Consider the following 12,019-nt stretch of genomic DNA (forward strand, 5'->3'; position numbering starts at 1 on the left):
TGAGCCATAGGCACTGGTTGCCAGTTTAATTGACGACTATATACGCCCGCATTTTGCGGGTTTATTTTTGATCTGTTTTTGCTTATCCCCCAGAGGTACAGGTAAACTAGCCGATTATAGGCTAATCAAGCCGTTTCCGTTTTTGATGAATCCAAGGAGTCCACCAGTTGTTTAGTTATCGCCACGGCTACCATGCAGGTAATCACGCAGATGTGTTAAAGCATATTTGTCAGATGTTGATCATCGATAAGTTAAAATGTAAAGATAAAGGTTTTACCTATATCGATACCCACAGTGGTGCGGGTTTATATGATCTGTCGTCTGAACAAGCGCAAAAAACCTATGAATTCAAACAAGGTATTACGCGTCTAGCCGATTACGCTGGAGCAGAGCCGGCCCTTTTGGCTTATCAAGAATTAACATCGAGCTATTTAAAAAATCACCAGTATCCAGGATCTCCAGAAATTTCCCGTTTGTTAATGCGTGACCAAGACAAATTGCACTTGATGGAATGGAACAACCAAGAAGTGATCAACCTCAAGCGTCAGATACGAGGGCATAACGTAGCGGTACATCACCGAGACGGCTACGAAGGTTTAATTGCTATGACCCCGCCTGATTTAAAGCGCGGTTTGGTATTAGTCGATCCTTCTTATGAAACTCCAGATGATTATCACCATGTTGTTGATGCGCTCACTAAAGCCTATAAACGTTGGTCTTCAGGGATTTACGCAATTTGGTATCCTTTGTTAGCTAAGCGTGAAAATGAGTCAAACGACAGCTTTGAAAGAGCCGCATCTAAACATCATAAAAGCCAAAACATGCTCGAAGCGCTTAGCAATGCAGGGTTTAAAAACTTATTGCAAGTAGAGCTGGCCGTGCAAGATCCAGAGACATTTGCAGGTATGTATGGCTCGGGTATGGCGATCATCAATGCGCCATGGCAACTTGATGACCAGCTCCGGGCATGTTTGAGTGAATTAACCCCATTGATGGCGCAAAATAAAAAAGCGACAAATCTGGTTAAGTGGCTGGTGGAAGAAGCGTAATGTCCAAATTTTAGGTAGCAATCGTAGATATGGTTCCTCAAACTGATCTCAAACATTTTTATATCCCGGATGAACAATCCATCTATTTGTTATCCCACAAGGATGCACAAAAGCTAAAAGCGTGGTTTAAGTTGTGTACCGAACAACTTGAACGTTTAGGCTATCGGGATATCGAGTTGATTGGCAAAGGGGCCTTTGGATTTGCCTTTGCTGGTACGCCGCAATTAGACAAGACTAAGCAATACGTATTTAAGTTCTCCCGGGCTAATTTACCGCAACATGTGCAAGACAGACTTGAAGAAGAAGCTTATATGCTAAGTCACGTGGTGCATCCACATGTGCCTGCATTGATTGAATATCAACGTATTAAAAAGCAATCCATACTTGTGATGCAGCGAGCAAAAGGCAAAGACTTAGAAAAAATATCCTTGGAATATGGTCCACTTTCGCCCCGGCTGGTAGTGAAAATTGCCGTTCAGTTAAGTGATATTTTACAAACTTTGCGTGCCTTTACCGAAAACGGTCAGACTAAACCCATAGTACACGGTGATATTAAGCCTTCAAATATTGTATTTGATCCGCACACTGAAGAAATTGGCTTAATCGATTGGGGCTCGTCAGTCTTTGCCCAACTTGATGAGCAGGGGAATTACTTGGCAAATGATGTCATGGATTTAATGTCCAGTGATATGCAGCAAACCAACGCTCGATTAGGTGACGTATATTTTATCGGGCCTGAGCAATTAAACGGCAACCTGTCTTCACCACGCTTTGACGAACAAGGACTCGCGAGTACGTTATATGCATTGGCTTCGGGTCAGTCGAGCCGATTCGGTGCACAAGTTATTCGGCCTAACGCTTTGGGACTGCCTAAAATGCTCGGTGAAATTCTGACCGCTATGCTTAGCGAGGATGGACAAGTCCGTGCTAAGGGCGGAGACTATTTACTGAATAACATTCATTACCTGCGTAATTTGGTTTTCAGTCAACAAGACCCTCATCTTGCAGCACCGTTAATACCAGGTTGGTGTCATCAGAAGGCACGTGAGATCGATACAGTCGTGTACAGCTCCCGTAAGTCTTTTTTACGGGCCGAAGCGGATCAGAGCACAGAAGAACTACGTTATCTCAACGACGAGCAGTTCGAGCGCTATTATAAAAATTACCTACAAGGTATGGGCGAAACTGAAAAGGCATTCATTTCAGAGGTCAGTCGACTCGGGAAATACCCAGTAGTAGGAGGCTTAGCTGTACGCTGGACCCCGCAAGGTGTATATATCGATTCAAGTCTGAATATTTATGACCCCGGCTTAAAGGGCTCCTTTGATGCAACAGTTAATAATATTGTCACTTTAGCTCGCTCGATTCACCGTGTTGGTGTGTTCAAAAGTTGTATGTTCAACGCTAGGGATACTCTGCATATAGAGCGAGATAATGATGACTCGCCGTTTATCCCCGCAGCTGATATGCATATTCCCTATGAACTCAATAAAATATCAATTCAGGAAGATGAAAGTCGTATGCATTCTTATTTTGAGGATGGTGCTGACCCAGACGAACTATTGACCTTGCCTAGTGAGTTAATGTCGATAATTCATCAACTAAACACTATCCATCATACTGGCTGTATTATATTTGAGGCCTTGCCAAATCATCTGAAAATCCATAGTTATTATACGTTATTAGATCATTCAGCGGTTGATGAGTTTAAGGCGTTACTGAGTAGAATTATTCATTTAGTTCCAACAATAAAAGGGGTAGGTATGTCAGGTTTTATGAAACTACCATACAAAGATACGCGGTTTTTCGAGCATCAAGCGCATTTACCTGATAAATTTTATCCAAGAAACCCGAATGAAGTGCGGGTCGCAAATACGACTAACATCCAATAGCATTACATAGATTAATACCTTTGAGAGATTATGACCGATATAAAACTAGTAGATTTATTAACCTTAGAAAAAATAGAAGATGGGTTGTTTCGCGGTCAAAGTTGGGATCTCGGTTTCCGAGCGTTATTTGGCGGCCAAGTGATGGGGCAAGCCATCGCAGCAGCACAGTTAACCCTACCGGAAGGGCGAGTAGCCCATTCTTTTCATGCTTATTTTTTATTACCCGGGGATGCTAAAAAGCCCGTAGTATTTGACGTGCAAACCGTGCGTGACGGACGCAGTTTTTCAACCCGTCGGGTAAAAGCAATTCAAAATGGGCGCAGTATTTTTTACATGACGGCTTCGTTTCAACAACCAGAGCCAGGATTAGAACATCAGTTTGCTGTCATGCCTGATGTACCTGCACCTGAATCGTTACCGCGAGATACTATGTTTGATGACGTTGCTTCTGAGAATATGTCGACTCGGATGCGCGAAGCCATTGGTTACCACAAACCATTGGATATGCGCTCGGTACAACAAATTGACCCGGCTAATCCAGGACGACATGAACCAAAACGCTATATATGGATGAAAGCTGAAGAGACGCTGCATGGTAACGTTCATCTCAATCAAGCTATGCTGTCCTATGCATCTGATTACCATTTTCTGTCCACGGCGACTCAACCACACGGTGTGTCTGTAAGAGACAAAAATTTGATTATGGCCACCATAGATCACGCGGTATGGTTTCATCATCCGTTCGATTTTGATGACTGGTTATTATACTGCGCTGAAAGTCCCTTTAGCGGAGGGGCTCGGGGCCTGGTGAGGGGGCAATTTTTCAACCGTCAAGGCAAGCTGGTTGCATCGAGTATGCAAGAAGGTTTAATGCGTAAAATTTAACACAAGGAATTAGCATGTTGTATTCATTAGGCGACGACCGTGTGAGCGTGGGTAAAAACGTTTTTATTGCCCCTGGCAGCCACGTAATGGGTAAAGTGATACTGGCCGACAATAGTAGTGTGTGGTTTAACGCAGTACTTCGCGGCGATTGTGATGTTATTACTATAGGCGTGGGGAGTAATGTACAGGATGGCAGTGTATTGCATACCGATTTTGATGTCCCCCTGACCGTAGGTAAAGGCGTTACTATCGGGCATAAAGTGATGTTGCACGGCTGTGAGATTGGTGACTTTACTTTAATTGGGATAAACAGTGTGGTTCTAAATGGCGCTAAAATAGGCAAGCATTGTGTTATTGGTGCCAACAGTTTAGTGACTGAAAATATGGTTATCCCAGACGGCTCTCTGGTTATGGGATCCCCGGCAAAGGTAATAAAAGCTATTCCTGATGAGCAAAACAAAATGTTGGAAGCATCGGGCCAACATTATGTGGACAACGCTAAACGTTTTTTACGTGATCTAACACCACAACAAGCGTAATACGCTGAATGTGAGAGAAGTTAATTGCGGGAAACGGGTCATCGGTAGACAAAAAAAAGCTTGGATCATAGCAACAGATCCAAGCAGAAGGGTTTGGCTCGTTAGAGCCTTACGCTAACTATATCCAATGTACAATTGAAGTGTAGATTAGTTACGAACATTTACGAATTTATTGACACAATTTTAATCTCTCCACACCTTCCAAAATAACACTCACTCTGTCACTGTTTGCACCTTAGAGATTAGGGTAAAAAATTAACGCGTTTTTTATACCTCTGACTTGCCATTTCAGTGGAAAATTTGCTATTCATTGGAATGACGGTTAACTCAATTTCCTATTCATTTTATTTATGTCGAATATCCAGCTCTTGTTGCAAAGTTAGATCAAGGTAGTATGTGTCTTACATTAATCAATATAAGGATTAGGATATTCATGTTAGCGCAATTTCAAACTTTTATTCCCCCTGTTAGAACATTGATGGGCCCAGGGCCGTCAGATGTTGATCCACGCATATTGAATGCACTTTCACGTCCTACACTGGGCCACTTAGATCCAGCATTTATTCAATTGATGGACGAAATAAAACAACTGCTGCAATATGCTTTTAAAACCGATAATCAATTAACTATGCCTATTTCTGCGCCCGGCTCGGCAGGTATGGAATCCGTGTTTGTTAATCTACTTGAGCCAGGTGACAAAGTTATTGTCTGCCAAAATGGCGTATTTGGCGGTCGCATGCAGCAAAATGTAGAACGCTGTGGTGCAACAGCCGTTATGGTGCAAGATACATGGGGCAAACAAACTGATTTAAATAAACTGGAAGATGCCTTAAAAGCCACACCCGATGCCAAAGCCGTCGCTTTTGTGCATGCTGAAACCTCTACCGGGGTACGCAATGATGCTAAAGCGATTTGTGCTCTGGCGAAACGTTATGATTGCCTAACAATAGTGGATGCAGTGACGTCTCTAGGGGGCATTGAGCTTGATGTGGATGGTTGGCAAATCGATGCAATATACTCGGGTACCCAAAAGTGTTTATCATGTGTACCTGGCTTGTCGCCAGTGTCTTTTAGTCAAGAAGCTGTTGAGGTCATTAAGAGTCGTAAAAGCAAAGTTCAAAGTTGGTTTCTAGATATGGAGCTGGTGATGGGCTATTGGGGTCAAGGCGGAAAACGGGCCTATCACCATACTGCGCCGGTTAATAGCTTGTATGCTTTGCACGAATCACTGCGTATTTTACATAATGAAGGTCTTTCATCTGCATTTCTTCGCCACCAAGAAATGCATGTAGCATTAAAAGTTGGCCTAGAAAAGATTGGCTTGGAGTTTGTTGTTGATCAAGCTTATCGCTTGCCGCAATTGAACATGGTGAGTATTCCCCAGGGCGTCGATGATGCACAGGTCCGTAGCCAATTGCTCAATGAGTACGGCTTAGAAATAGGCGCTGGGCTAGGGGAGTTAGCTGGTAAAGTATGGCGTATCGGATTAATGGGATACGGCTGTAATAAAAAGAATGTGGATTACTGCGTAAACGCTTTAACGTCTGTTTTGGCGCGTTAGTATATTCATTCATACGCAGGCACCGCCTGTACCCTGCGTATGAATTCATTCGGTAAGCGAAAACTTACTGTTCTCCATGTTAAAGCGACGACTTAAATCACAAAACGTCACTCTACTAGCGAACTAAACGGCGTTTAATAAGTTTGAAGTTAACCTTCCACATGGTTTTTAATTTGTTTTTCAGGCTTTTTGATTGCCACACATCAAAGGGTACACGCTTGTTTGCCAACGCTTGCTCTACCTCGGAATTAAGGTGAAATGCGTTAATTGCTGACCAAGGGACATTATCAAAGCCCAAAAACGTATTTACCTTGTTTTCCATATGAATAACCGACATCCACATACGTTTATTGCGTACCGTCTTAAGTTCTTTCACCTCACTCCATTGGCCATGTCGTTCTAAATACCACACGGTTTTAATGTGTCCTTTTTGCTCAATCAGGCTGAGAAACGGGTTGTGCACGTGAGAGCGCTTAGCAAAACACACTTGTGGTTCCACTTGCAGGGTATAACCATCGACAAAATCTATGCCCATAAAGGCTTGTTCAGCGAAATGGCTCTGCACTTCCTTAATGTAGTCTTGATGCAAACTATCGTCATTGTCCAAACGCGACGTGATGACGTAGGGTTCCCACAAACGCTGATTTATTTGCGCTTGAGATTGGGTAAGAAACGCGTCCATTCCGTCAATATAAATTGGGGTGAATTGGCTAAAGGTAAGTTCTAATCTCGCAATTACCGAGCGGAATTTATCAGGGGTCGTATTATCGAAAAAAACCAGCCAAGTAAAATTCTGTTCTGTTTGCGCCGCTAAAGAGGAGAAGCAATAGTTTTCGAAGAGAGCTAAGCGATTCTCCATCCAGGTGTCGGTTAATACCTGCGTGTTACTTTTAGACGTTTGCCAATCTTTTTTACGCAGATTAAAACGAGTGATCACAAAATGTTGAAACATGAACCTACCAAAATCAATTATAACGGAGCGTGTATTGTGCCAAAAATTATCATGCACCGCTTATGAATCTGTTAGACACAAGCCCTTATTTTCATTTTTTATTCAATGCTTTTTAAGATAATAGCTAGGATTAACCACCCTGAAATATTTATTTTTATATTCATCATCAATATTTATAGCCAAAAAAATAAAAAGTAAGCAGGCACCAACTACCTCTGCACCCTTTATGAATACTGAAGATTCTAGAGTGATTAGGTCAATCTGTGTACTTTTTATTGTTGAGCTAATTGTGATTAATGCATGAGTAATGCTTGAGTGATCAAGCATTTGTTTTGTTTGTGCGCTTGATGTAAAGTGCTCAGGATCACTAATAATCAACATCTAGTTAATTGGAGAAAATCACAATGGGCCAACTTCCCCCATCGTTAGAGCTACTGTTTTCACTGTCTGGTACCGTTGGTAAACTCAGCAAAAAAGCAGACCGTGCGCTGGCGGTACACGGTATAAGTTTGAGTGAGTTTATGGTTCTGCATTACTTAAATTACGCACAGAATCAGGTGATGAGCCGCACTGAGTTGGCCGATGCTGTTAACTTGACTGCATCAGGTGTGACCCGTTTGTTGACGCCAATGGAAAAAATTCATTTGGTTGAAAAGGAAAAAAACAATCGTGATGCACGTGTGAGTTTAGTCAAACTAACGTTTACTGGGCGGGACATATATAAGTATGCGTTCTTGAGTTGCAAAAATACCTTTGATGAATCGGTAAAAGATATTAGCGCGAAGCAACTATCAACCGTACTAGAGGTGTTAAACAAATTAAGTTGAACGCTTGTCGCATTATTAACACCGTTTTATTTAACAAAGAAGTTAACGAAGGACATACATGAGTATTGATTTAATGAGCGTTAATGCCGAATTCCCTTCAGGGTTTTGTTTAGATAACATTACTTGGTCAATAACATCAGGCCAGCATTGGGTGATTGTTGGTAAAAATGGCGCGGGTAAGTCAGCCTTAGTCGCATTGCTTGCTGGTTATGCAGAAATTAATCAAGGTAACATAAATTCTACATTTACGCGGATAGCGTTAGTTTCTTATGAAAGCCAGCAGCGCTTAATAGAGCAGGAGAGGAAAAAAGATTCGGCTGATATTCTAGATATAGTCCCTGTACCGAGCAAGGTGCATGAAATTTTATGGCAAGGTAACAACAATAAAAATTCAACTCAATTAGCTTTTTATCAAAGGCTAATTGAGTTGTTTGATTTTTCAGGGTTGTTAACCCGCAATTTTGTCGATCTATCAACGGGTGAAACGCGAAAATTGCTTTTGATCAAGGCGCTATTATCACAACCCCAATTGCTCATTTTAGACGAGCCGTTTGATGGTTTAGACAATAGAATGCACCACAACTTAAATCTATTGTTGAGCGAATTGCAAAAAGATATATCCATGGTGTTTGTACTTAATCGATGGTCTGAAATCCCTCCTTTTGTGACGCATTATGGTTTGGTTTCCCAGGGACAACTTCAGTCGGTCTTACTAGCAGATGAGAGAGGACTCATTCAAGATTTGAGACGATTATTAAGCTTGCAACAGACCGATTTGGTGTTGCCCGCAATTGAGCCCTGCGTTACGCGTAACCACTTCGAGACAGGAGAAACGTTAGTTAAACTCAATGGGGTGGAAATAAAGTATCCGCAAGGTTTTGTCATCAAAGACCTTTACTGGGAAATAGAATGTGGTCAGCATTGGCAACTAAGTGGTCCTAATGGTTCAGGTAAAACCTGTCTATTGCAATTAATTTCGGGTGATCACCCTCAATGCTATGTGAATGATATTTACGTGTTTAGATTTAAGCGCGGAAGTGGTGAAAGTATTTGGGATATCAAGCAAAATATTGGATTTCTTTCCAACGCTTTTCACCTTTCTTATCGCGTAAACTGTAGTTTACTGCATGTGATACTTTCGGGATTTTACGACAGCATAGGTTTGTATCAGCAGCCGACAAAACAACAATCCACCTTAGCGCGACAATGGCTAGCATTGATAGATTTAGCTGAGCATGAACGCACTCCGTTTCAGCAATTATCTTTCGGCGACCAACGTTTAGCACTAATCATTCGAGCCATGGTTAAGCATCCACCGTTACTGATTTTGGATGAGCCGTGCAATGGACTGGACGAAATTAATCGTTTGCGTATCCTGTCTGTCATTGAACGTATTGCATTAAGTGATAAAACCTCGGTGATTTACGTCAATCACCATGCTGATGATGTTATCAGGGGGATCAATAATCACATTATGTTGGAAGGTGACTCACCCCATGCCACATTTCGTCGACTTAATGGATAATACGTAAATTTGAACCTAATAAGTGGAAACGTTATGAGTGATATTGAGATCAGAAATGCCACCGTCAGTGACTTTATGCGTATTGTTGAGCTTAATCAGGCTGAGGTAGCCCATACCAGTCAAATGGATTTTGCGGCGCTGAGCAAGCTGCATTCATTAGCGGCGTACCATAGAGTTATTGAGATAGACGGTGTCATTGCTGGGTTTTTACTGGTGATGGGGCCTGATAGTCAGTACATCAATGATAATTATGACTGGTTTAAAAAACATCACGCTAACTTTATGTATATCGACCGAATTGTGCTCAGTCACGAGTATCAAGGTAAGCAGCTTGGACAAGGGTTATATTACGACCTTTTTGCGTTTTCTAAACAACAAGGGATAGAACAGGTGGTATGCGAATATAATGTTGAACCGCCTAATTTACCCTCCGCAAAATTCCATCAGCGCTTAGGTTTTAGCGAGGTGGGAAGTCAGTGGCTACCCTTGAATAAGTTTTCAGCTAACGAAGGAATAGTTCAACCAATGGATAACAGCGTCAGCGAGAATTATCGTGTACAGGATTTATCTGAAACCCTAGATAGAAGCACGCACAAAAAAGTATCTATGCAGTGCCGTACCTTAGCGTAATTCTAAGCTAAACCGGTCGCGAGTCCTGTGAAACACGCACCTTTGGCTTGTTATGCAAGATAAAGCGCACGTGTTCGGGAAAGAATTGACATTTATTAAGGGCTGATTGTGCAAGAAATAGTTGATAGTATTTACCATGAAATGCGAGCCCGAACAGAGCGTGGTAAGGTCGCAAATTACATTCCTCAATTGGCCTGTGTTGATCCTAACCAATTCGCTCTTACCGTCGTCACACAAGATGGGCAAGTGTTTAATGCCGGTTGTGCTGAAACCCTATTTTCTATCCAAAGTATTTCCAAAGTTTTCACCTTAACAATTGCCCTTGGCAAAATGGGGGATACTTTGTGGACAAGGGTGGGGCGGGAGCCATCGGGTGATCCTTTTAATTCAATCGTACAACTGGAACACGAAGGTGGGATCCCCCGAAACCCCTTTATCAATGCCGGTGCAATCGCAGTTGCAGATGCCGTTATGGGTCACAATGCACCAAAAGAAACGCTTGCGGAAATCCTGCATTTTGTGCGTTTTGTCGCCAACGACGACAGTATTTCAATCGATGAAAAAGTTGCCCAGTCAGAGATGAAGACAGGTAGTAGAAATGCCTCACTGGCCCATTTCATGGCATCCTTTAAACGCTTAGACAACCCGGTCGATAGCGTTCTTGGCACGTACTTTCATCACTGCTCAATATCCATGTCAACAGAACAATTGGCCAAGGCGGGGATGTTTCTAGTCTCCAACGGCACCAACCATTGCACGGGTGTGCGTGTTGTGCCGGAGCATAGAGCCAGGCGTATCAACTCACTGATGTTGATGTGCGGACATTATGACGGCTCAGGTGAGTTTGCCTATCGTGTGGGCTTACCGGGTAAAAGCGGTGTCGGTGGTGGTATTTTAGCGATTGCACCGGGTAAAGCATCGATAGCTGTCTGGTCTCCGGGTTTGGATAAAATAGGTAATAGCAAATTAGGTACAGAGGCATTGGAAATGCTTGTGCAGCGCACAGGTTGGTCAATTTTCGGGAATTAAACCCTTACTTTTTTAAAAATACCATATAAAATAATAAGATATGGATTTATTCCGTGATATGGCTTTATCCTATTGAAGTCGGTTTTTAGCTGTTTTAGGGAAGTTCAATGCCAAATCAGAGTCACTTTTACCAGCCCAACCAAGGGCACGGCCTCAAGCATGATCCATTCAACGCACTGATTGCTCCGCGTCCTATTGGTTGGATCTCCAGCAAAAGTTCAGAGGGGGTGTTGAATCTAGCGCCTTACAGCTTTTTTAATGCCTTTAACTATCATCCACCGATTATTGGCTTTGCCAGTATCGGTTACAAAGACACGGTGGAAAATATTCAACAAACTGGTGAGTTTTGCTGGAACCTAGTTAGCGCATCTTTAGTCGATAAGATGAATTTAACCAGTGCTGCACTGCCACGTAATGAAAGCGAGTTTGAATCCGCGGGATTAACACTCGGTCAATCCAAAGTAATTGATGTACCCCACGTTGCCTTGAGTCCTGCTGTATTTGAGTGCCGCAAAAGTCAAATTATCCAATTGACTGGCGCGAACGGAGAATTGGTCGATACATGGATGGTATTGGGTGAAGTTGTGGGTGTACATATTGATACAGCTTTTATTGACGATGGCGTTTATAACACAGCTGCTGCAGAGCCCGTTTTGCGCGGTGGGGGGGCAGGTGACTATTTTAGTATCACTGCAGCACAGAAATTTACCATAAATAGACCACAGTAAAGCGCCAGAGCAGTATTATATAGAGGAATATATGGAAATTATAAGAAGTAAAAAATTTACCTCCTCCCTTCCTTGGGGGGCTATGAAAATAGCGAATATGAATGGTATTACTACTAAGTTACATTGGACAAATGAGCCGTACAGATGGCACGAGAATGAAGGTGAGGAAGTCTTTGTTGTACTCGACGGTATGGTAGAAATACAATATAAAATCAATAGTGTAGTGTATACGGACTTGCTCAATCAGGGCGATATTTTCTATGCCACAGAAGGCACTGAGCATGTCGCCAGTCCCATTGGTGAAGCGCGTATTCTAGTGATCGAAAAAGAAGGCAGCATTTAGCAACTAGCGCGTTGTATTTACCCTTATCATTATCCTCGAAATCAGCTGAAATAGTGCGA

13 protein-coding genes are annotated in these 12,019 nt (G+C 42.4%); 11 read left to right on the top strand and 2 right to left on the bottom strand.

Translation table 11 applies throughout. The features are described 5' to 3' along the window. Positions 1-167: 167 nt before the first annotated feature. The 5 genes from GPLA_RS09030 (at position 168) to GPLA_RS09050 (ending at position 5,926) form a co-directional block, all read left to right on the top strand. A complete protein-coding gene (locus tag GPLA_RS09030; protein ID WP_007104575.1) occupies positions 168-1,049 on the top strand; it encodes a 23S rRNA (adenine(2030)-N(6))-methyltransferase RlmJ in 882 nt (293 codons plus the stop codon). A gap of 29 nt (positions 1,050-1,078) precedes the next feature. After that, positions 1,079-2,941: a protein kinase domain-containing protein gene (locus GPLA_RS09035; protein ID WP_007104576.1), complete on the top strand. Its 1,863-nt coding sequence runs from the start codon at positions 1,079-1,081 to the stop codon at positions 2,939-2,941. A gap of 30 nt (positions 2,942-2,971) precedes the next feature. Next, positions 2,972-3,826, top strand: a complete 855-nt coding sequence (locus GPLA_RS09040; protein WP_007104577.1) for an acyl-CoA thioesterase domain-containing protein — start codon at positions 2,972-2,974, stop codon at positions 3,824-3,826. A gap of 14 nt (positions 3,827-3,840) precedes the next feature. Next, positions 3,841-4,365, top strand: coding sequence for a gamma carbonic anhydrase family protein (locus GPLA_RS09045; protein WP_007104578.1), 525 nt, complete (start codon positions 3,841-3,843; stop codon positions 4,363-4,365). 433 nt (positions 4,366-4,798) lie between these two features. After that, positions 4,799-5,926, top strand: coding sequence for a pyridoxal-phosphate-dependent aminotransferase family protein (locus tag GPLA_RS09050; protein ID WP_007104579.1), 1,128 nt, complete (start codon positions 4,799-4,801; stop codon positions 5,924-5,926). A gap of 115 nt (positions 5,927-6,041) precedes the next feature. Here the strand turns inward: GPLA_RS09050 and GPLA_RS09055 are convergent, their stop codons facing one another. Together GPLA_RS09055 and GPLA_RS09060 are read right to left on the bottom strand one after the other, a co-directional pair. Continuing rightward, positions 6,042-6,878, bottom strand: a complete 837-nt coding sequence (locus GPLA_RS09055) for a glycosyltransferase (protein ID WP_007104580.1) — start codon at positions 6,876-6,878, stop codon at positions 6,042-6,044. Positions 6,879-6,980: 102 nt separating this feature from the next. Beyond that, positions 6,981-7,259: a hypothetical protein gene (locus GPLA_RS09060; RefSeq protein ID WP_007104581.1), complete on the bottom strand. Its 279-nt coding sequence runs from the start codon at positions 7,257-7,259 to the stop codon at positions 6,981-6,983. A gap of 23 nt (positions 7,260-7,282) precedes the next feature. Here GPLA_RS09060 and GPLA_RS09065 point away from each other — a divergent pair, with 23 nt between their 5' ends. The 6 genes from GPLA_RS09065 to GPLA_RS09090 all read left to right on the top strand — a co-directional run bounded on the left by GPLA_RS09065 (position 7,283) and on the right by GPLA_RS09090 (position 11,960). Then, on the top strand, positions 7,283-7,705 hold the full coding sequence (locus GPLA_RS09065; RefSeq protein ID WP_007104582.1) for a MarR family winged helix-turn-helix transcriptional regulator: 423 nt from the start codon (positions 7,283-7,285) through the stop codon (positions 7,703-7,705). A 58-nt stretch (positions 7,706-7,763) separates the two neighbouring features. Then, positions 7,764-9,230, top strand: coding sequence for an ATP-binding cassette domain-containing protein (locus GPLA_RS09070; protein WP_007104583.1), 1,467 nt, complete (start codon positions 7,764-7,766; stop codon positions 9,228-9,230). 33 nt (positions 9,231-9,263) lie between these two features. Next, the gene (locus GPLA_RS09075) at positions 9,264-9,860 is read left to right on the top strand and encodes a GNAT family N-acetyltransferase (RefSeq protein WP_007104584.1); all 597 of its coding nucleotides are present in this window, start codon (positions 9,264-9,266) and stop codon (positions 9,858-9,860) included. Positions 9,861-9,968: 108 nt separating this feature from the next. Continuing rightward, the gene (locus GPLA_RS09080; RefSeq protein WP_007104585.1) at positions 9,969-10,889 is read left to right on the top strand and encodes a glutaminase; all 921 of its coding nucleotides are present in this window, start codon (positions 9,969-9,971) and stop codon (positions 10,887-10,889) included. A 107-nt stretch (positions 10,890-10,996) separates the two neighbouring features. Next, complete coding sequence (locus tag GPLA_RS09085) at positions 10,997-11,617, top strand: flavin reductase family protein (protein WP_007104586.1); 621 nt, start codon at positions 10,997-10,999, stop codon at positions 11,615-11,617. A gap of 31 nt (positions 11,618-11,648) precedes the next feature. Then, positions 11,649-11,960, top strand: coding sequence for a cupin domain-containing protein (locus GPLA_RS09090; RefSeq protein WP_007104587.1), 312 nt, complete (start codon positions 11,649-11,651; stop codon positions 11,958-11,960). Positions 11,961-12,019 lie beyond the last annotated feature (59 nt).

It is taken from the genome of Paraglaciecola polaris LMG 21857 (genome assembly GCF_000315055.1).
Lineage (GTDB): Bacteria > Pseudomonadota > Gammaproteobacteria > Enterobacterales > Alteromonadaceae > Paraglaciecola > Paraglaciecola polaris.

What these genes read in the sequence shown, in the direction of transcription:
- GPLA_RS09040 (WP_007104577.1), top strand. Translation starts at nt 2,972, where the DNA reads ATGACCGATATAAAACTAGTAGATTTATTAACCTTAGAAAAAATAGAA.
- GPLA_RS09035 (WP_007104576.1), top strand. Translation starts at nt 1,079, where the DNA reads ATGGTTCCTCAAACTGATCTCAAACATTTTTATATCCCGGATGAACAA.
- GPLA_RS09065 (WP_007104582.1), top strand. Translation starts at nt 7,283, where the DNA reads ATGGGCCAACTTCCCCCATCGTTAGAGCTACTGTTTTCACTGTCTGGT.
- GPLA_RS09060 (WP_007104581.1), bottom strand. Translation starts at nt 7,259, where the DNA reads ATGTTGATTATTAGTGATCCTGAGCACTTTACATCAAGCGCACAAACA.
- GPLA_RS09075 (WP_007104584.1), top strand. Translation starts at nt 9,264, where the DNA reads ATGAGTGATATTGAGATCAGAAATGCCACCGTCAGTGACTTTATGCGT.
- GPLA_RS09085 (WP_007104586.1), top strand. Translation starts at nt 10,997, where the DNA reads ATGCCAAATCAGAGTCACTTTTACCAGCCCAACCAAGGGCACGGCCTC.
- GPLA_RS09090 (WP_007104587.1), top strand. Translation starts at nt 11,649, where the DNA reads ATGGAAATTATAAGAAGTAAAAAATTTACCTCCTCCCTTCCTTGGGGG.
- GPLA_RS09055 (WP_007104580.1), bottom strand. Translation starts at nt 6,878, where the DNA reads ATGTTTCAACATTTTGTGATCACTCGTTTTAATCTGCGTAAAAAAGAT.
- GPLA_RS09045 (WP_007104578.1), top strand. Translation starts at nt 3,841, where the DNA reads ATGTTGTATTCATTAGGCGACGACCGTGTGAGCGTGGGTAAAAACGTT.
- GPLA_RS09070 (WP_007104583.1), top strand. Translation starts at nt 7,764, where the DNA reads ATGAGTATTGATTTAATGAGCGTTAATGCCGAATTCCCTTCAGGGTTT.
- GPLA_RS09050 (WP_007104579.1), top strand. Translation starts at nt 4,799, where the DNA reads ATGTTAGCGCAATTTCAAACTTTTATTCCCCCTGTTAGAACATTGATG.